The following is an 18,960-nucleotide window of genomic DNA, read 5'->3' as shown; positions in this document are numbered from 1 at the left end:
GAAGATGGGAGGAGAGGGGGCGGGTTCAGACGGTGCCGAGCCGGCTCACCACCGCCCGCCCGTCCCGCGCCTCGGCCAGGATGGCCCCGCTGGCGAGGCCGAGGAACAGGCCGTGCTCGACCACGCCCGGCACCGCCCAGAGGGCCCCCGAGAGGGCCTCGGGATCGGGGATGCGCCCGAGATGGGCGTCGAGGATGGGGTGGCCGCCATCGGTGAGGAAGGGCGCGCCGTCCCTGGCCCGCAGGACGAGTTGGCCGGTGCAGCCGGCCGCCCGCAGGGCGGCGGCGACCGCCAGCCGGGTGGCGCCGAGGCCGAAGGCGTTGACCTCGATCGGCAGGGGGAACGCGCCGAGGGTCTCCACGCGCTTGGCGGCATCCGCGATCACCACCATCCGGCGGCTGGCGAAGGCGACGATCTTCTCGCGCAGCAGCGCGCCGCCGCCGCCCTTGACGAGGCGCATCGCCCCGTCGATCTCGTCGGCCCCGTCGATGGTGAGGTCGAGCTCGGGCATCTCCTCCAGGGTGGCGAGGCGGATGCCGGCGGCCTCCGCCGCGACCCGGGTCGCCTCCGAGGTCGGCACGCCGACGACGTCGAGGCCGGCCCGGACGCGGGCGCCCAGCAATTCCACGAAGACGTTGGCGGTGGAGCCGGTGCCGATCCCGAGCCGCATCCCGGGGGTGACGAGCTCGACGGCGACCTCGGCCGCCGCGCGGCGCAGATCCGGCCCGCTCACGCGAGGGCTCCGGGGACCGGGAAGGGGAGGGCGTGCGGCATGGGACGGCTCGGGCGTGGGACGAAGCGGCGGGGAACGGATCGAACGGCGCGCGCCGCCGGGCGGGCGCGACCGGCTGCCCCTAGCACGCCGGGCCGGCCGCTCCAACGCGGCGCGGGCCGGGATCAGGGCCGGCCGCCCTGCGGCGGCGTGGCGCTCGGGCCCGCCCGGCCCGGGGCGGCGCCGGTGGCCGGGGCCTCGTCGGCCCCCGGGCTCGCCGGGTTGGCCTGCGCGGTGCAGACCACGGCCTCCTTCTGCAGCTGCACGTAGCAGATGCTCATCTCGCCGGTGCGGTAATTGACCCGGAACACCCCCGCCTCGCGGGTGTGGCGGGAGGCCACGAGGCCGTATTCCGAAGGGGCCTGGGCGCTCGCGCCCTCGCCGGCGCCGTAGCAGACGGTGACGCCGACGCTGCCCACCGCGCCCTCGCGCAGGCCGTACTGGCAGGAGGTGACCTCGCCCGTGACCTTGTCGACCCGGTAGACCCGGTTGAGGTCGATCTGGGGGGCCGGCACGAACTCGAAGGAGGCGGCCCAAGCCGGGGCGGCGAGCGCCGGCAGCAGGCCGGCCGTCAGGGCGAGGGCCCGGGCGGGGCGGGCGGACATCGGACGCAGGATCGAACGCATCGGGAGCCTTCGTGAATGCTGGGGGGCGCGGGGGGGACGGTCTGGACGGGAGACCGCCCAGCGCTAGCCCGGCCTTGCGGCGCAACCGTGGCCCGCCCGAACCCCGGAGACCGAACCCGGTAGACAAGGCGGCGGGCCGCCGCGCCCCGGGAAGGGCGGTGAAAACGCGTCGCGATCCCGCACCTGTGCGGGCTCCGCGCGGTGATGCCGCTGGCGTCGTTCCGCCAACATGCTAACGGGGTTGGCCATGTTCGACGCCGTCGCCGCCCTCCACGACATCCTCGAGACCCTGGACCGCGACGCCCGCGAGGCGACGCGCCTGCGGGCAGTGCTGGTGCCGGAATTACGACGGGTGATCGAGCTGGGGCGGGCCGATGCCGAGGAGCGCCTCCTGAAGGAGCGGGACGGCATCGCCTGCGCCCAGCGCCTGAGCCGGCTCACCGACGCGGTGATCCGCACCATCCACGACGCGGTGGTCTGGCGGCTCTACCCCAACGACAACCCCTCCACCGGCGAGCAGCTCGCCGTGGTGGCCACTGGCGGCTACGGCCGGGGCACCATGGCGCCGGGCTCGGACATCGATCTCCTGTTCCTGCTGCCCTACAAGCAGACCGCCTGGTCCGAGAGCGTCGTCGAGGCGATGCTCTACGTGCTGTGGGACCTCAAGCTGAAGGTCGGCCACGCCACCCGCTCGGTGGAGGAGTGCCTGCGCGAGGGCCGGGCCGACATGACCATCCGGACCTCGCTCCTCGAGGCCCGCTACCTGTTCGGCACCCGCGCCCTGTTCGAGGAGCTCGTCACCCGCTTCGACACCGAGCTGGTGATGTGGACCGCGCCCGAATTCGTCGAGGCCAAGCTGCGCGAGCGCGACGCCCGGGTCTCGAAGGCGGGCGCCTCGCGCTACCTCGTCGAGCCCAACGTGAAGGACGGCAAGGGGGGCCTGCGCGACCTCAACACCCTGTTCTGGATCGCCAAGTACACCTACCGGGTCCGCGACCAGAGCGAGCTCGTGGCCGCCGGCCTGTTCACCCCGGAGGAGTACCGGGTGTTCGAGCGCTGCGACGAGCTCCTGTGGCGGGTGCGCTGCCACATGCACTTCGTCACCGGCCGGGCCGAGGAGCGCCTGTCCTTCGGGCTGCAGCCGCGGATCGCCGAGCGCTTCGGCTACGAGCCGCGCGGCGGCCTCTCGGGCGTCGAGCGCTTCATGAAGGCGTATTTCCTCATCGCCAAGGAGGTCGGCGACCTCACCGCCATCGTGTGCGCGGCCCTGGAGGCGCGCCACGCCAAGCGCACGCCCGTGCTCGACCGCTGGATCGGCCGGTTCCGCGACCGCTTCCGCGCCACCGCCATCGAGGCGGAGGACTTCGTCGACGACCACGGCCGCATCAACCTGCGCGACGCCGACGCCTTCAGCCGCGATCCCGTGAACCTGATCCGGCTGTTCTGGCTCGCAGACCGCCACAACCTGCCGATCCACCCCGACGCGACGCGTGCGGCCAACCGCGCCCTGCGCCTGATCGGCCATTCCTTGAGGGCGGACGAGGAGGCCAACCGGCTCTTCCTCGACATCCTGACCTCGAAGAACTCGCCCGAGACCATCCTGCGGCTGATGAACGAGGCCGGAGTGCTCGGCCGCTTCATCCCGGATTTCGGCCGCATCGTCGCGATGATGCAGTTCAACATGTACCACCACTTCACGGTGGACGAGCACCTGCTGCGCGCCCTCGGGGTGCTCTCGGCGATCGAATCGGGCCGCACCGAGGAGGAGCATCCGCTGGCGACCCGGCTCATCGACACGATCAGCCACCGGCGGGCGCTCTACGTCACGGTGCTGCTGCACGACATCGCCAAGGGCCGGCCGGAGGACCATTCCATCGCGGGAGCGGCGATCGCCGAGAAGCTCGGACCGCGCTTCGGCCTCACCCCGGCCGAGACCGAGATGGTGGCCTGGCTGGTGGAGCACCACCTGCTGATGTCGATGACCGCCCAGAGCCGCGACCTCTCGGACCCCAAGACCATCGAGAAGTTCGCCGGGGTGGTGCAGACCCTGGAGCGCCTGAAGCTCCTCACCATCCTGACGGTGGCCGACATCAAGGCCGTGGGGCCCGGCGTCTGGACCGCCTGGAAGGGCACCCTGATCCGCACCCTCTACGACGAGACCGAGGTGGTGCTCTCCGGCGGCCATTCCGAGATCGCCCGCACCGACCGGGTCCGCCTGATCCAGATGGCCCTGCGCGAGCAGCTCAGCGACTGGCAGTCGGAGGCGTTCGACGCCTACGCGGCGCGCCACAACCAGGCCTACTGGCTCAAGGTCGACACCACGCGCCAATTCAAGCATGCCGGCTTCGTCAAGGCGCTCACGGCCGAGGGGCGCACGGTGGCCACCGCCGCCGAGACCGATCCGGTCCGCGGCGTCACCGAGCTGACGATCTACTCGCCCGACCATCCGCGCCTGCTGGCCATCGTCACCGGGGCCTGCGCCGCGTCGGGCGGCAACATCGTCGACGCGCAGATCTTCACCACCACGGACGGCTTCGCCCTCGACTCGATCTTCATCTCGCGCGCCTTCGAGCGGGACGAGGACGAGCTGCGCCGGGCCGGCCGCATCACCACCGCCATCGAGAAGGCCCTGCGCGGCGAGATCCGCATCGCCGACCTCGTGGCCGACAAGCACCCCCCGAGCGAGCGCTCGCGCACCTTCCTGGTGCCGCCCGACATGGCGATCGACAACGCCCTGTCGAGCCGCGAGACCGTGATCGAGATCACCGGCCTCGACCGCCCCGGCCTGCTCTACGAGCTGACCACGGCACTGAGCCGGCTCAGCCTCAACATCACCTCGGCCCACGTGGCGACCTTCGGCGAGCGGGCGGTGGACGTGTTCTACGTGACCGACCTCACCGGCACCCGGGTGACCCAGCCCGATCGCCAGGTGGCGATCCGGACCGCCGTGATGGAGGTCTTCGCCGGCGACGTCGCCGCCCTGCGGGCGGAAGGGCTCGATGCGCTGATCGACTCGCCCCCCCCACGCGAGGCCTGAGCCCGGCCCGGAGCCGGGGGCGCTCAGGGTCCGAGCGCCCGCGCGCTTGATTTCGCGGCGCCACCGCCTGATATCAGCGCCAACCCCGAACCCGAATTTTCCTGACGAAACCCCATGATGGCGAACGACATGCACGACGAGCGGCGCGATCCGGCCCAGGCGGTCGAGGAGACCCAGGGGGCCGCGCAGACCGAGGGCTCCGGCGAGGCGATGCCGGGCGAGGCGCTGGCTCCCCTCGTGGCCGAGCGCGACGAGCTGAAGGACCGCGTCCTGCGCACCCTGGCCGAGATGGAGAACCTGCGCCGGCGCACCGAGCGCGAGGTCGCCGATGCCCGCGCCTACGCGGTGACGAACTTCGCCCGCGACCTCCTGAATTCCGCCGACAACATCCGCCGCGCCCTCGAGAGCATTCCCGAAGCCGACCGGACGAGCGCCGACGGCGCCTTCAAGGCCTTGATCGACGGCATCGAGCTCACCGAGCGCGACCTCGCCAAGACCCTGGAGCGGCACGGCGTCAAGCTGATCGAGCCGAAGGGCCAGCGCTTCGACCCCAACCGCCACCAGGCGATGTTCGAGGTGCCGGACCCCGAGGTCCCCACCGGCACCGTCGTGCAGGTGATGCAGGCCGGCTACATCATTGGCGACCGGGTCCTGCGTCCGGCCCTGGTGGGCGTGGCCAAGGGCGGCCCGAAGCCGACCGCCAGCCCGGCCGACGCGGCCTGAGCTGGGGCGTCTCGACGCGCAAGCACCACCCCTCTCCGTCCGGGCAAAGCGATCGTAGACGGCCCCACGCCGTCATTCCGGGGCGCCGCAGGCGAAGCCGGACCCGAAGGGGCGCGCTGGAGGCGTGCAATCCAGAGCCGCTGACGGCGCCAGGTTCGACACCCCCTGCGGGTCTGGATCCCGGGCTCCGCTGTGCGGCCCCGGGATGACGCGGTGCTGCGCGCGGGGCGTCCGGACGAACCGTCCGCACGCGACCCGTCGCCAGGGCGACCACCCCGCCCGCCGAGGGCGGGGAGGCATGCCCCTAGCGCAACTGCACGCTGTCCACGACCTCGCGGAACTTCGCCAGGACGCCCTCGCGGTTCTCGGCCTTCACGACGCCGACGGCGCGCAGGTAGCCGTCGGGCGCGAAGCGGATCGTCTGCGAGATGACCACCGGCGTGCCGGACGCCGTGTCCACCGCCCGCGCCACGATCTCGTGCCAGTCGACGCCGTTCTGGCGGTAGCTCTGGGCCCGCTCGATCACGAAGTCCTTCATGGTCTGGTTGGAATAGAGCGCCGCGCGCGCGAAGGCGTCGCGCTGCTCCGTGGCCGGCGGCGGCTGCACCGCCTGGGCCAGCACCAGGATCGGCTGCTCCAGGCCGAGCATCTCGTCCTTCGTGCCCTGCGTCAGCAGCACCGAATTGCCGGCGAGCACCCGCACCGGACGGAAGCCGGCGTCGTTGCCGATCCGGAAGGGCAGGGCGGCGACCTGCTGCTCCAGGGTGAGCGCCGGCCGGATGTGGATGCCGGTCAGCAGCCGCTTCATGGTCTCCTCGGTCTCGGCATCGGGCGTCGCCTGCGCGATGATGATGCCGGTGACGGTCGGATCGCCGACGAGGAGCATCCACTTCTTGATGGCCGGGGTCCCGGCCGATTCCACCGCCGGCTGCTCGCCCGTGAACAGCACCGCGTCGACGTCGCCCGCGACCTTGATGGCCTGTCGGCTGCTGACGATGAAGCCCTGGGCCTTCAGGTTCGCGTCGGTGAAGTTGGTCTCGAGGTCGGCGAAGGCGTTGGCCGGCAGCTCCACCACCGAGACCGTCGCGCCGCCCTCCAGCCGCTCCAGGCCGGAGAAGCGCTTCGACGAGACCATGTCGGAGGGCGGGTCGAAGCCGAAGCGCGAACTCGGCGGGAAGACCGGGTCCGCCGCCAGGGCCGGCGCGGCCAGCCCCAGGGCGAGGACCAGGAGGGACACCGGACGAACGAGGTTACGCAGACGCATCGAATCGATTCTCCGCAAGGCCCCGGTCTCGCGCCGGGCAGGTCCGCCGGGTCGCCCCTGGCGGGGCAGGCCGACGCTCAGGCTGACCCGATGGGTCGGCTCAACACCCCGCCGCTGTCAAGCGCCGGAGGGCCGCGTCACGCGTCGCAGGGTCAGGTTGCAGCGCCCGCCGGGCACGAGAAAATCGGGCGGCCCGCCGGGGGCGGCGCCCGAGAGCAGGTCCGGCGCCTCCGGGACGAGGCGGTCGACCCCGTGATGGATCAGCCGGGCCGGACCGCCGATCACGAGCGCGTCACCGGCTCGCAGGCGCAGCGAGCGGGTCGGGTCCGCGCGTTGCAGGCCGCCGTAGCGGAAGAGGGCGGTGGCGCCCAGCGAGAGCGAGACCACCGGCGCATCGTGGGCGTCCTCGTCGCGGTCCTGGTGCAGGCCCATGCGGGCGCCGGGCCCGTACAGGTTGACGAGGCAGGCCTCGGGCGGGGCGGGATAGCCCGACAGGGCCTCCCAGGCGGCGAGGGCGGTGGCCGGGATGGCCGGCCAGGGCGCGTCCGTCACGGGGTGATGGGGCTGGTAGCGGTAGCCCGCCCGATCGGAGACCCAGCCGAGGGGGCCGCAATTCGACATCCGCACGGAGAAGGGCCGGTCGGTGCGGGGCATCCGCGGCGTGTAGGGGGGCGCGGCCGCCAGCGCGACCGCGAGTTCGGCGGCCAGGCGCGCCTGCGCCGCCCCGTCGAGGTAGCCGGGGACGTGGATCAGGCCGGGAACCAGGGCGATCCCGGCCGGAACGCGGGCGGCCACGGGTGGACGGTCAGACCTTGTGGTCGATGTCGTGCTCCAGCACCGTCTTGCTCTCCACCGTGGTGTCGGCCTTGAGCTGGTAGACGAGCGGGATGCCGGTGGCGATCTCGAGGCTGGCGATGGTCTTGGTGGTCATGCCGTCGAGCACCATCACCAGGGCGCGCAGGGAGTTGCCGTGGGCGGCCACCAGCACGCGCTCCCCCGCCATGACGCGGGGCAGGATGAACTGGATGTAGTAGGGCAGGACGCGCGCGGCGGTGTCCTTGAGGCTCTCGCCGCCGGGGGGCGGCACGTCGTAGGAGCGGCGCCACTGGTGCACCTGGGCGTCGCCCCAGCGCTCGCGGGCATCGTCCTTGTTGAGGCCGGAGAGGTCGCCGTAGTCGCGCTCGTTCAGGGCCTCGTTGCGGATCGTCTCGACGTCGCTCAGGTCCATCTCCTGCAGGATCAGCGCGCAGGTGCGCTGGGCCCGCTTGAGGTTGGAGGTGAAGGCCACGTCGAAGCCGTAACCCTGCTCCTTGAGCCAGCGCCCGGCATTGCGGGCCTCCTCGACGCCGAGCTCCGTCAGCTCGGGATCACGCCAGCCCGTGAACAGCTTCTTGAGGTTCCAGTCGCTCTGGCCATGGCGAGCGAGGACGAGAAGGCGATCCATCGGGGGATGATCCTCTTGGTCTTGGAGACGACACGGGCCTCGGCGGAAGCCTGGGCCGGGGGCGATGGTGCAGCGCAGCGAAGGCGCCGCGGGCGGCTCATGCGCGCGTCAATCTGAACGGCGGATGACGAAACCCGGCCGCGGCGCGCGAGTTTCGTACTAAAGCCCGAGGACGTCATCCATCCCGTAGAGGCCGGGCGGCCGGGCGAAGGCCCAGAGGGCCGCCCGCACGGCGCCGCGGGCGAAGATCGCTCGGTCCTCGGCATGGTGGCCGACGGTGATCCGCTCGCCGGGGCCGGCGAAGACCACGCTGTGGTCGCCCACCACCGTGCCGCCGCGCAGGGTGGCGAAGCCGATGTCGCCAGGCCGGCGCGCGCCGGTATGGCCGTCGCGGGTGGAGACCCGGGCGTCCGCGAGGGCGACCCCGCGCCCCTCCGCCGCCGCCTCGCCGAGGAGGAGGGCGGTGCCGGAGGGGGCGTCCACCTTCATGCGGTGGTGCATCTCGACGATCTCGATGTCGAACTCCTCCCCGAGGGCCGCCGCCATCCGGCGCACGAGGCCGGCGACGAGGTTGACCCCGAGGGACATGTTGCCCGAGCGCACGATGCGGGCGTGGTGGGCGGCCGCCGAGAGCTGGGCGAGATCGGCCTCCTGCAGGCCGGTGGTGCCGACCACGTGGACGATGCGGGCCTGCGCGGCGAGCTCGGCGAAGAAGGTGGTGGCGGCGGGCGCCGTGAAGTCGAGGACGCCCTCGGCCGCCGCGAAGACCGGCAGGGGATCGTCCGTGACCGCGACGCCGAGGGGCGCGAGGCCCGCCAGCGTGCCGGCATCCTGCCCCAGGGCCGCGGAGCCTTCGCGCTCGATGGCGCCCGACAGGGTGCAGCCCTCGGTCTCCGCCACCGCGCGGATCAGCATCCGCCCCATGCGCCCGTCGGCGCCGACCACCACGAGCCGCATCGTCCTCAGCCTCCAGAGCGTGTCGCCACCTGTCGCGTCCGCGCTGCGGTACAGCCTCCGGCCGGAGCGGACAAGGATTCAGCGCCCCGCCTGCGCCAGCAGGGGCCCGATCACGTCCGTGACGCCGTTCACGGTGATCTGGGTGCCGACGCAGAGGAGCAGGAAGGCGAAGAGGCGCCCCAGCACCCGGGCACCGACGGGGCCGATCCAGGTCACCACCCGGTCGGCCGAGCCGTAGGTGAAGCGCACGAGCACCGCGATGGCCAGCGCCGCCAGGGACATGCCGACGTAGAAGCCGATCCGGTCCGGCCCGGGCGCCGGCCGGTTGGAGCCGAGCGCGATCGCCACCGCGATGGTGCCGGGGCCGGTGGTGAAGGGCAGCGTCAGGGGGAAGAACGCGATCTCGGCCAGGTTGCCGGCCGGTTCCCGGGTGACCTCCGCCTGCTTGCGGGCCTCGCGCGCCTCCGGCGCGGTCAGCAGCGTCCAGGCCGAGGCCGCCACCACGAGGCCGCCGGCGATGCGCAGGGCCGCCAGGGAGACCCCGAAGAAGTTGAGGATCGGCGCGCCGGCCCAGAGGGTCGAGAGCATGATCAGGGCGGCGTAGAAGCCGATGCGCTTGGCGAGCTCCAGGCGCTCGGCATGGGAGTTCAGGGCCGTCACCTGCGCGAAGATCAGCGACGAGCCGACCGGGTTCACGATGGAGAACAGCGAGGAGAAGGCGAGCACGAAGCTCTGGAGCGCCGCCTCGGGCGCGATCAGGCTCAGCATCCGTTCAGCCCGGCGAGGGGGCGGGCACCAGCACGCGGGCCGGGGCGAGGCGGGTCGCCCGGCGCACCCGGCGCACGGCGACGGGGCGGTAGAGCTGCTTGGTGGCGTCGACCACGTGCAGGCCGGCGAAGGGCAGGGACAGGCTGGTGCCCATCCGCTCCCAGGCGCTCGCCGTGCGCAGCAGCAGCCGGTTCTCCACCGGCGGCATGTAGAGGGTCTCGGCCCAGCCCTCGGGGGAGAACTGGGTGGTGCGCATCAGCCGGGCGAGCTGCGAGCGGCTGTAGGGCTGGCCGTGGCCGAAGGGGGTCGCGTCGCGCCGGGCCCAGACGCCGCGCCGGTTGGGCACCACCAGGATCATCCGGCCGCCCGGGGTCAGCACCCGCCAGACGTCCTGCAGGAGTTCGGTCGGGCTCTCCACGGATTCCAGCGCGTGGACGAGGATCACCCGGTCCACCGCCGCCTCGGGCAGGGGCATCATGGTCGGGTCGGCCAGCGCCGAGCAGGAGCGGCCGCTGCCGGGCCAGTTCACCACCCCCTGCGTGGCCGGCATGAAGGCCAGGGTCCGCTCGGCGATGACGTGGACGGGGCCGAGATAGGGCGTGGCGTAGCCGAGCCCGAGCACGCGCAGGCCCGAGACCGAGCCGAGGAAGCCGTGGATCGCGCGCGCCACGATGCGGTGCGTCACGCCCCCCAGGGGGGTCGCGTAGAAGGCGCGCAGATCGGTGACGTCGAGGCGCATGGATCGGGTTTCGGTACGGTCGCTCGGCTCTGGCCGGGGCCGGCCAGGAGGCCCGCGGTGCGAAACGCTTCATCCGCATCAATGGGGGCCGGGACCCGGCACGACAAGCCCGGATCGGCCGAGCCCCACGAAGACCGGGGGACACCGCCTCCGCTCCCGCCGCGGGACACCGGTCCGGACGCGACCCTGGACCTGCCCCGTCCCGCATCCATTTGGTCCCGTGACCCCGTTCGTCGGCGCCGAGGTCCGCGCCGCGCATCCCGATCCGGAAGGACGTCCCATGACCGCCCCCAGCCCCATGACCGCTCCCAGCCCCGCGAAAGCCCAGAGTCCCGAGATCCGCACCTTCCTGTGCCGCAGCGACAATATCGGCGTCCTCATCCGCGATCCCGCCACCGGCGCCTGCGCCGCCATCGACGTGCCCGAGGCCGGCCCCGTCCTGGCGGCCCTCGACGAGTCCGGCTGGACCCTCACCGATATCCTGGTCACGCACCGGCACGGCGACCACGTGGAGGGCATCCCGGAGGTGAAGCGCCGCACCGGCGCGCGGGTCACGGCGCCCCTGAAGGCGGGCAACGCGGTACCGGAGGTCGACGTCACGGTCTCGGAGGGCGACGTGGTCCGGGTCGGCGAGCTCGCGGCGCAGGTTTGGGAGACGCCGGGGCACTGCGCCGACCACGTCACCTACTGGTTCGAGAGGGCGGGCGTGGTGTTCGCCGGCGACACCCTGTTCACCCTCGGCTGCGGCCGGGTGATGGAGGCCGAGCCCACGATTCTCTGGCGCTCCCTGGAGCGCTTCCGGCCGCTGCCCGACGCGACGGCCGTCTATAGCGGCCACGACTACGTGCTCTCCAATGCCCGCTTCGCGCTGGCGGCCGAGCCCGGCAACGCCGCCCTCGCCGCCCGGGCGGCCGAGGCCGAGCGCGCCGCGGCGGAGGGGCGCTTCCTGATTCCCAGCACCCTGGGGGCCGAGCGCGCGACCAACCCGTTCCTGCGCGCCGGCGAGCCGAGCCTCGCCCGAGGGGTGGATCTCGCGCCAGGGACCCAGCCCTCGGTTGTCTTTGCCGCATTGAGGGCCTGGAAGAACCGGTTCTGAGTCGTTAAAGGGGCGTTACAGCGAGGCTAGTGCTGTCATTGATACTGGCCTCCTTGGACTTTCGGCCAGGACATCGGCTTCTCGCGAAGCGGACCTGACCGGGAGGCTTCGTCCCGCCCCTTCACGAGCCCCGGTGTCCGATTTGATGCAGCCGCCTGGCCCGCCCTTCGCCTTCGGGCGCGAGATCGACCTCAGCGAGAGCCGGGGAAGCGAACCTGCGGAGGACCGGACGGCTCCGGAGAGCACCGTCCGCATCTCGGTGCCTCGGGTCGCCCGTCCGGCGCCCCGGGCCGCGGCGCCCCTGGCCGTCGACGCGCGCCTGCTCGCCGTCGCCACGGAGCATCTCCGGCGTCTCGGCCCCAAGCGGGTCACCGTGGTGGCCGTCGCCGCCGAGGCCGGCATGACGCATGCCAACGTCTACCGCTACTTCCCGTCGAAGGACGCGCTCCTCGACGCGGTGGCGGGGCGCTGGCTGCGCGACGTCGAGTCGGAGCTCGCCCGCATCGCCGATGCGCCGGACCCGGCCGACGACAAGATCGAGCGCCTGCTCACCGCCCTGGCCAGCGTCCAGCGCGAGACGCTGGTCCACGAGCCCAACCTCTTCGCCGTCCATCTCGACGCCACCGTGGGGGCGCGCCCCATCGCCCGGCGCCACCGGGTGCGCCTGCGCAGCCTCGTCGAGCGCGTGGTCGAGGAGGGCATCGGCGCCGGCGCCTTCGTGGCCCGGGACCGCGAGCGGGCCATCGCCCACATCTTCGACGCCAGCTACCGCTTCACCCATCCGCTGGCGATCCAGCACGATGCCGACCTGCCGCGCGACCTGGTGGAAGCCCGCCTCGGCGCGGTGATTCTGGCGATCCAGAAGGTGCTGCGGACGGGGACGCTCTGAGCCTCCGTGACAGAATTTTACCTCTGTCACTTGGCCTTCGCGCGCAGGTAGGTTTTGCGGTCTTTCCGCCAACCTCCTCGGACTGCTCGGCTTTTTCGCGGAGGGTGTCGAATCCGATCGCCACGGACCCTGGCCTGAACCCTGCTTTGGCCTTCGTGTCTCGGTTGAAGCTCTGGGCCTTTTCCGCCACACACCGCCGCAGCAACGCGCCGGTGGTTGTGCAAGCCTCCGAGCGCCGTGACCGCCACGCAAGGACCGGAGGTTCGTTTCCCCCATGGCACGCAGCAAGATCGCGCTCATCGGCGCTGGACAGATCGGTGGAACCCTCGCGCACCTGGCGGGCCTGAAGGAACTCGGCGACGTCGTGCTGTTCGACATCGCCGACGGCGTCCCCCAGGGCAAGGGCCTCGACATCGCGGAATCCGCGCCCGTCGACGGCTTCGACGCGACCTATACAGGCGCCAGCGACTATGCGGCGATCGCCGGGGCCGACGTGGTGATCGTCACTGCCGGCGTGCCGCGCAAGCCCGGCATGAGCCGCGACGACCTGATCGGGATCAACCTGAAGGTCATGGAGGCCGTCGGCACCGGCATCAAGGAGCACGCGCCCGACGCCTTCGTGATCTGCATCACCAATCCCCTCGACGCGATGGTCTGGGCCTTGCAGAAGTTCTCCGGGCTTCCCACCCACAAGGTGGTCGGCATGGCCGGCGTCCTCGATTCGGCCCGCTTCCGCCACTTCCTCGCCGACGAGTTCAAGGTCTCGGTGGAGGACGTCACCGCCTTCGTGCTCGGCGGCCACGGCGACGACATGGTCCCGCTGGTGCGCTACTCCACGGTGGCCGGCGTGCCGCTCCCCGACCTGGTCAAGCTCGGCTGGACCACCCAGGAGAAGCTCGACGCCATGGTCGAGCGCACCCGCAAGGGCGGCGGCGAGATCGTCAACCTGCTCAAGACCGGCTCGGCCTTCTACGCGCCTGCGGCCTCCGCCATCGCCATGGCCGAGAGCTACCTGCGCGACAAGCGCCGCGTGCTCCCCTGCGCCGCCTACCTCAACGGCGAGTACGGCGTCTCCGACATGTATGTCGGCGTGCCGATCGTGATCGGTGCGGGCGGCGTCGAGCGCGTCCTCGAGGTCACGTTCAACGGCGACGAGAAGGCGATGTTCGACAAGTCGGTCGGCGCTGTGAAGACCCTGATCGAGGCCTGCAAGGGCGTGAACCCCGCGCTCGCCTAGCGCGACCGTCATTCCGGGGCGCCGCAGGCGCGCCCGGAATCCAGGGCCGCCGAGGCGGCAGGCTGGATCGCAACCTGTGTTTCTGGATCCCGGGTTCCGCTGCGCGGCCCCGGGATGACGTCGAGGTTCTCATCCATGAACATTCACGAATACCAGGCCAAGGCGGTGCTGAAGGAGTTCGGCCTGCCCGTTTCCAAGGGCGTGGCGATCTTCAAGCCGGAGGAGGCCGAGGCGGCCGCCAAGGAACTTGGCGGCCCGGTCTGGGTGGTGAAGTCGCAGATCCACGCGGGCGGCCGCGGCAAGGGCACCTTCAAGGGCGCGCCGGCCGGGGCCAAGGGCGGCGTGCGCGTCACCAAGTCCCTCGACGAGGTCAAGCAGTTCGCCGGCGAGATGCTGGGCCAGACCCTGGTCACGATCCAGACCGGCGAGGCCGGCAAGCAGGTCAACCGCCTCTACATCGAGGAGGGCGCCCAGATCGAGGCGGAGTTCTACCTCTCGATGCTGGTGGACCGCGAGACCGGCCGCGTCGCCTACGTCGTCTCGACGGAAGGCGGCATGGACATCGAGACGGTGGCGCACGACACGCCCGAGAAGATCGTCACCTTCTCGGTCGATCCCGCCACCGGCGTGATGCCCCATCACGGCCGCCTCGTCGCCAAGACGCTCGGCCTCACGGGCGCCCAGGCCAAGGAGGCGGGCGACCTCACCACGCGGCTCTACCAGGCGTTCACCGCCAAGGACATGAGCATGCTGGAGATCAACCCGCTGGTGCTCACGGGCGACGGCCACCTCAAGTGCCTCGACGCCAAGATCTCCTTCGACTCGAACGCCCTCTACCGTCACCCCGACATCGTGGCGCTGCGCGACGAGACCGAGGAGGACGCCAAGGAGATCGAGGCCTCCAAGTACGATCTCGCCTACATCGCCCTCGACGGCACCATCGGCTGCATGGTCAACGGCGCCGGCCTCGCCATGGCGACGCTGGACATCATCAAGCTCTACGGCGAGGAGCCGGCGAACTTCCTCGACGTCGGCGGCGGCGCCAGCGAGGAGAAGGTCACGGCGGCCTTCAAGATCATCACCGCCGACCCGCAGGTGAAGGGCATCCTGGTCAACATCTTCGGCGGCATCATGAAGTGCGACGTGATCGCCAACGGCGTGATCGCGGCGGTGAAGGCGGTCGGCCTGCAGGTGCCGCTGGTGGTGCGGCTGGAAGGCACCAACGTCGAGAAGGGCAAGGAGATCATCCGGAATTCCGGCCTGAACGTGATCCCGGCCGACGACCTGGACGATGCCGCGCAGAAGATCGTCGCCGCCGTGAAGAAGGGCTGAGAGACCCCATGTCCATCCTGATCGACGCGAACACCAAGGTCCTCTGCCAGGGCTTCACCGGCAAGAACGGGACCTTCCACTCCGAGCAGGCCATCGCCTACGGCACCAAGATGGTCGGCGGCACCTCGCCGGGCAAGGGCGGCTCCAAGCACCTCAACCTGCCGGTCTTCGACACGGTGGCGGAGGCCCGCGAGGCCACGGGCGCGACGGCCTCGGTCGTCTACGTGCCGCCGCCGGGCGCGGCGGACGCGATCTGCGAGGCGATCCAGGCCGAGATCCCGCTCATCGTCTGCATCACGGAAGGCATTCCGGTGCTCGACATGGTGCGGGTCAAGCGCGCGCTGGAGGGCTCGAAGTCCCGCCTCGTCGGCCCGAACTGCCCCGGCATCGTCACCGCCGGCCAGTGCAAGATCGGCATCATGCCGGCCAACATCTTCAAGCCGGGCTCGGTGGGCATCGTCTCCCGCTCCGGCACGCTGACCTACGAGGCCGTGTTCCAGACCACGAATGCCGGCCTCGGCCAGACCACGGCGGTCGGCATCGGCGGCGACCCGGTCAAGGGCACCGAGTTCATCTCCATGCTCGAGCTGTTCCTCGCCGACGACAAGACCGAGTCGATCGTGATGATCGGCGAGATCGGCGGCTCGGCCGAGGAGGAGGCGGCGCAGTTCCTGGCCGACGAGGCCAAGCGCGGCCGCAGGAAGCCCATGGTCGGCTTCATCGCCGGCCGCACGGCGCCTCCGGGCCGCCGCATGGGCCATGCGGGCGCCATCATCTCGGGCGGCAAGGGCGGCGCGGAGGACAAGATCGCCGCCATGGAAGCGGCCGGCATCCGGGTCTCGCCCTCGCCGGCCCGCCTCGGCAGCACCCTCGTCGAGGTTCTGCGCGGCTGACACGCACGGGACGCGGGCCTCGCGTTGTACGAGGTTCAGGTCCGCGTCCCCATCTGACGAACGAGCGACGCGAGCCCGCTCGGGCCCGCGTCTTTCCCGGTACATCCGATTCCGGCCGCGATCCGCGCGGACGGGGTCGGGCAGGGGCCCTCCCCGGCGGAGGACCCCGCACAGCGGCAGGATGACCCGAACGATGGCACGCCAGGACGCGCTCGAAACCTCGTTCCTCTACGGCGGCAACGCCGCCTACATCGAGGAGCTGCAGGCGGCTTACGCCCGGGACCCGAACTCGGTCGACCCCGAGTGGCAGACGTTCTTCCGGTCCCTGAACGAGGACAAGGGTCTGGCGGAGAAGAACGCGGCCGGCGCCTCGTGGGAGCGGCCGAACTGGCCGATCCACGCCAACGGCGAGATCGTCTCGGCGCTGGACGGCAACTGGGCCACCGTCGAGAAGGCGATGGGCGACAAGATCCGCGCCAAGTCCGACACTGCCTCGGCCCCGTTCAAGGGCGCCGTCATCGCCTCGGCGCCGGGCATCTCGGTCGAGCAGGCCACGAAGGATTCGGTCCGCGCGATCATGCTGATCCGCGCCTACCGCATGCGCGGCCACCTGCACGCCAAGCTCGACCCCCTCGGCCTCGCCCCCCGCGGCGACCACGAGGAGCTGCACCCGCAGCATTACGGCTTCGAGGAGAAGGACTGGGACCGCCCGATCTTCCTCGACAACGTGCTCGGCCTCGAATTCTCGACCATCCGGGAGATCGTCGAGATCCTGGAGCGCACCTACTGCCAGACGCTCGGCGTCGAGTTCATGCACATCTCCAACCCGGAGGAGAAGGCCTGGATCCAGGAGCGCATCGAGGGCAAGGGCAAGGAGATCACCTTCACCCCCGAGGGCCGCCGCGCGATCCTCAACAAGCTGATCGAGGCCGAGGGCTTCGAGAAGTTCCTCGACCTCAAGTACACCGGCACCAAGCGCTTCGGCCTCGACGGCTCCGAGGCGATGATCCCGGCCCTCGAGCAGATCATCAAGCGCGGCGGCGCGCTGGGAGCCGAGGAGATCGTCGTGGGCATGGCCCATCGCGGCCGCCTCAACGTGCTCACCAACGTGATGGCCAAGCCCTTCCGGGCGGTGTTCAACGAGTTCAAGGGCGGCTCGGCCAACCCCGCCGAGGTCGAGGGCTCCGGCGACGTGAAGTACCATCTCGGTGCCTCGTCGGACCGCGCCTTCGACGGCAACAACGTCCACCTCTCGCTGACCGCCAACCCGTCGCATCTCGAGATCGTCGATCCGGTGGTGCTCGGCAAGGTGCGCGCCAAGCAGGACCAGCGGGCCAAGCCCACGGTGGAGCGCACCCGCGTGGTGCCGCTGCTCATCCACGGCGACGCGGCCTTCGCGGGCCAGGGCGTGGTGGCCGAATGCCTCGGCCTGTCCGGCCTGAAGGGCCACCGCACCGGCGGGTCGATCCACTTCATCATCAACAACCAGATCGGCTTCACCACCGATCCGCGTTTTTCGCGATCGTCCCCTTACCCGTCGGATGTCGCGAAGATGGTGGAGGCGCCGATCTTCCACTGCAACGGCGACGACCCGGAGGTCGTGACCTTCGCGGCCAAGATCGCGATCGAGTACCGCCAGAAGTTCGGCAAGCCCGTCGTCATCGACATGCTGTGCTACCGCCGCTTCGGCCACAACGAGGGCGACGAGCCGGCCTTCACCCAGCCGAAGATGTACCAGCGCATCCGCAAGCACCCGACCGCGCTGGAGACCTACGGCAAGAAGCTCGTGGCCGAGGGCGTCCTGAGCCAGGAGCAGCTCGACGCGCGCAAGGCCGAGTTCCGCGCCATGCTCGATGCCGAGCTGGAGGTGGCGGGCAACTACAAGGCCAACAAGGCCGACTGGCTCGACGGCCGCTGGGCCGGCTTCAAGGCTGTGCGCGAGGACGTGGACGATCCCCGCCGCGGCAAGACCGGCGTGCCGGTGGAGACCCTGCGCGAGATCGCCCAGCGCATCACCACGCCGCCGCCGGGCTTCCACCTGCACCGCACGATCCAGCGCTTCTTCGACAACCGCGCCAAGGCGGTGGACTCGGGCCAGGGCATCGACTGGGCCACCGCCGAGGCCCTGGCCTTCGGCTCGCTCCTCATCGAGGGCCACCGGGTCCGGCTCTCGGGCCAGGACGTCGAGCGCGGCACCTTCTCCCAGCGCCACGCCGTGGTGATCGACCAGGAGAACGAGCAGCGCTACACCTCGCTGAACTCGATCCGCGAGGGCCAGGCCAGCCTGGAGGTCATCAACTCGATGCTCTCCGAGGAGGCGGTGCTCGGCTTCGAGTACGGCTACTCCGCGGCCGAGCCCAACGCCCTGGTGCTGTGGGAGGCGCAGTTCGGCGACTTCGCCAACGGCGCCCAGGTGGTCATCGACCAGTTCATCTCGTCGGGCGAACGCAAGTGGCTGCGCATGTCGGGCCTGACCCTGCTGCTGCCGCACGGCTACGAGGGCCAGGGGCCGGAGCACTCCTCCGCCCGCCTGGAGCGCTTCCTGCAGATGTGCGCCGAGGACAACATGCAGGTCGCCAACTGCACGACGCCGTCGAACTACTTCCACATCCTGCGCCGCCAGCTGCACCGCGAGTTCCGCAAGCCGCTGATCCTGATGACGCCGAAGTCGCTCCTGCGCCACAAGAAGGCGGTCTCGCCGATCGAGGCGATGGCGGAGGGCTCGAGCTTCCACCGCGTGCTCTGGGACGACGCCGAGCGCGACGAGGACGGCATCAAGCTCGTCAAGGACGACAAGGTCCGGCGCGTCGTGCTCTGCTCGGGCAAGGTCTATTACGACCTCTACGAGGAGCGCGAGAAGCGCGGCGTCAACGACGTCTACCTGATGCGCGTGGAGCAGCTCTACCCGTTCCCCCTGAAGGCGCTGGCGGGCGAGATGGCGCGCTTCCGCAACGCCGAGGTGGTGTGGTGCCAGGAGGAGCCCAAGAACATGGGCTCCTGGACCTTCGTCGAGCCTTACCTCGAATGGGTGCTGGGCCAGGCCCAGTCGCCGGTCAAGCGCGCCCGCTACGTCGGCCGCCCGGCCTCCGCCTCCACGGCGGTGGGCATGCTCTCGAAGCACCAGGCCCAGCTCCAGGCCTTCCTCAACGAGGCGCTGGCGGTCTGACCGCCGGCCCTTCCCGA

General features: G+C 71.2%; 16 protein-coding genes. 8 read left to right on the top strand and 8 right to left on the bottom strand.

The annotated features are described in order from the left end of the window. Positions 1–25: 25 nt before the first annotated feature. Together rpiA and AC3WLN_RS15095 are read right to left on the bottom strand one after the other, a co-directional pair. The gene (gene rpiA / locus AC3WLN_RS15100; protein ID WP_492482506.1) at positions 26–733 is read right to left on the bottom strand and encodes a ribose-5-phosphate isomerase RpiA; all 708 of its coding nucleotides are present in this window, start codon (positions 731–733) and stop codon (positions 26–28) included. A gap of 164 nt (positions 734–897) precedes the next feature. Beyond that, positions 898–1,398: a hypothetical protein gene (locus AC3WLN_RS15095; protein WP_492482504.1), complete on the bottom strand. Its 501-nt coding sequence runs from the start codon at positions 1,396–1,398 to the stop codon at positions 898–900. A 247-nt stretch (positions 1,399–1,645) separates the two neighbouring features. Between AC3WLN_RS15095 and AC3WLN_RS15090 the strand changes: the two genes are divergently transcribed. Next, on the top strand, positions 1,646–4,435 hold the full coding sequence (locus AC3WLN_RS15090) for a [protein-PII] uridylyltransferase (protein ID WP_492482502.1): 2,790 nt from the start codon (positions 1,646–1,648) through the stop codon (positions 4,433–4,435). A gap of 114 nt (positions 4,436–4,549) precedes the next feature. After that, positions 4,550–5,158, top strand: a complete 609-nt coding sequence (gene grpE / locus AC3WLN_RS15085) for a nucleotide exchange factor GrpE (protein ID WP_492482500.1) — start codon at positions 4,550–4,552, stop codon at positions 5,156–5,158. 304 nt (positions 5,159–5,462) lie between these two features. On the opposite strand, the gene AC3WLN_RS15080 is transcribed toward grpE, so the two are convergent. From AC3WLN_RS15080 to AC3WLN_RS15055, 6 genes are all read right to left on the bottom strand, one after another. Next, positions 5,463–6,422 carry a hypothetical protein gene (locus tag AC3WLN_RS15080; RefSeq protein ID WP_492482498.1) on the bottom strand — a complete coding sequence of 320 codons (960 nt, stop codon included), beginning with the start codon at positions 6,420–6,422 and terminating at the stop codon, positions 5,463–5,465. Positions 6,423–6,539: 117 nt separating this feature from the next. Next, on the bottom strand, positions 6,540–7,217 hold the full coding sequence (locus AC3WLN_RS15075) for an alpha-ketoglutarate-dependent dioxygenase AlkB (protein WP_492482496.1): 678 nt from the start codon (positions 7,215–7,217) through the stop codon (positions 6,540–6,542). A 10-nt stretch (positions 7,218–7,227) separates the two neighbouring features. Beyond that, a complete protein-coding gene (locus AC3WLN_RS15070; RefSeq protein WP_492482494.1) occupies positions 7,228–7,866 on the bottom strand; it encodes a 2,3-bisphosphoglycerate-dependent phosphoglycerate mutase in 639 nt (212 codons plus the stop codon). 159 nt (positions 7,867–8,025) lie between these two features. Beyond that, on the bottom strand, positions 8,026–8,823 hold the full coding sequence (gene dapB / locus AC3WLN_RS15065) for a 4-hydroxy-tetrahydrodipicolinate reductase (RefSeq protein ID WP_492482492.1): 798 nt from the start codon (positions 8,821–8,823) through the stop codon (positions 8,026–8,028). 78 nt (positions 8,824–8,901) lie between these two features. Further along, positions 8,902–9,591 (bottom strand): MarC family protein, encoded by a 690-nt coding sequence (locus tag AC3WLN_RS15060; RefSeq protein WP_492482490.1) that lies wholly within the window; start codon positions 9,589–9,591, stop codon positions 8,902–8,904. A gap of 4 nt (positions 9,592–9,595) precedes the next feature. Continuing rightward, entirely contained in the window at positions 9,596–10,330 is a 735-nt protein-coding gene (locus AC3WLN_RS15055) for a class I SAM-dependent methyltransferase (protein ID WP_492482488.1), read from the bottom strand. 298 nt (positions 10,331–10,628) lie between these two features. Between AC3WLN_RS15055 and gloB the strand changes: the two genes are divergently transcribed. The 6 genes from gloB to AC3WLN_RS15025 all read left to right on the top strand — a co-directional run bounded on the left by gloB (position 10,629) and on the right by AC3WLN_RS15025 (position 18,943). Further along, entirely contained in the window at positions 10,629–11,426 is a 798-nt protein-coding gene (gloB, locus tag AC3WLN_RS15050) for a hydroxyacylglutathione hydrolase (RefSeq protein ID WP_492482512.1), read from the top strand. 145 nt (positions 11,427–11,571) lie between these two features. Further along, the gene (locus AC3WLN_RS15045; RefSeq protein ID WP_492482486.1) at positions 11,572–12,315 is read left to right on the top strand and encodes a TetR family transcriptional regulator; all 744 of its coding nucleotides are present in this window, start codon (positions 11,572–11,574) and stop codon (positions 12,313–12,315) included. A gap of 274 nt (positions 12,316–12,589) precedes the next feature. Further along, complete coding sequence (mdh, locus tag AC3WLN_RS15040) at positions 12,590–13,552, top strand: malate dehydrogenase (protein ID WP_492482484.1); 963 nt, start codon at positions 12,590–12,592, stop codon at positions 13,550–13,552. 135 nt (positions 13,553–13,687) lie between these two features. Next, entirely contained in the window at positions 13,688–14,884 is a 1,197-nt protein-coding gene (gene sucC / locus AC3WLN_RS15035; RefSeq protein ID WP_492482482.1) for an ADP-forming succinate--CoA ligase subunit beta, read from the top strand. A gap of 8 nt (positions 14,885–14,892) precedes the next feature. After that, positions 14,893–15,777, top strand: a complete 885-nt coding sequence (sucD, locus tag AC3WLN_RS15030; RefSeq protein WP_492482480.1) for a succinate--CoA ligase subunit alpha — start codon at positions 14,893–14,895, stop codon at positions 15,775–15,777. A 193-nt stretch (positions 15,778–15,970) separates the two neighbouring features. Then, positions 15,971–18,943: a 2-oxoglutarate dehydrogenase E1 component gene (locus AC3WLN_RS15025; protein WP_492482478.1), complete on the top strand. Its 2,973-nt coding sequence runs from the start codon at positions 15,971–15,973 to the stop codon at positions 18,941–18,943. Positions 18,944–18,960 lie beyond the last annotated feature (17 nt).

This window comes from Methylobacterium sp. FW306-05-D (genome assembly GCF_058782155.1).
Note: the sequence above shows the minus strand (reverse complement) of the source record. Positions and strands in the feature narration are given on the sequence as shown.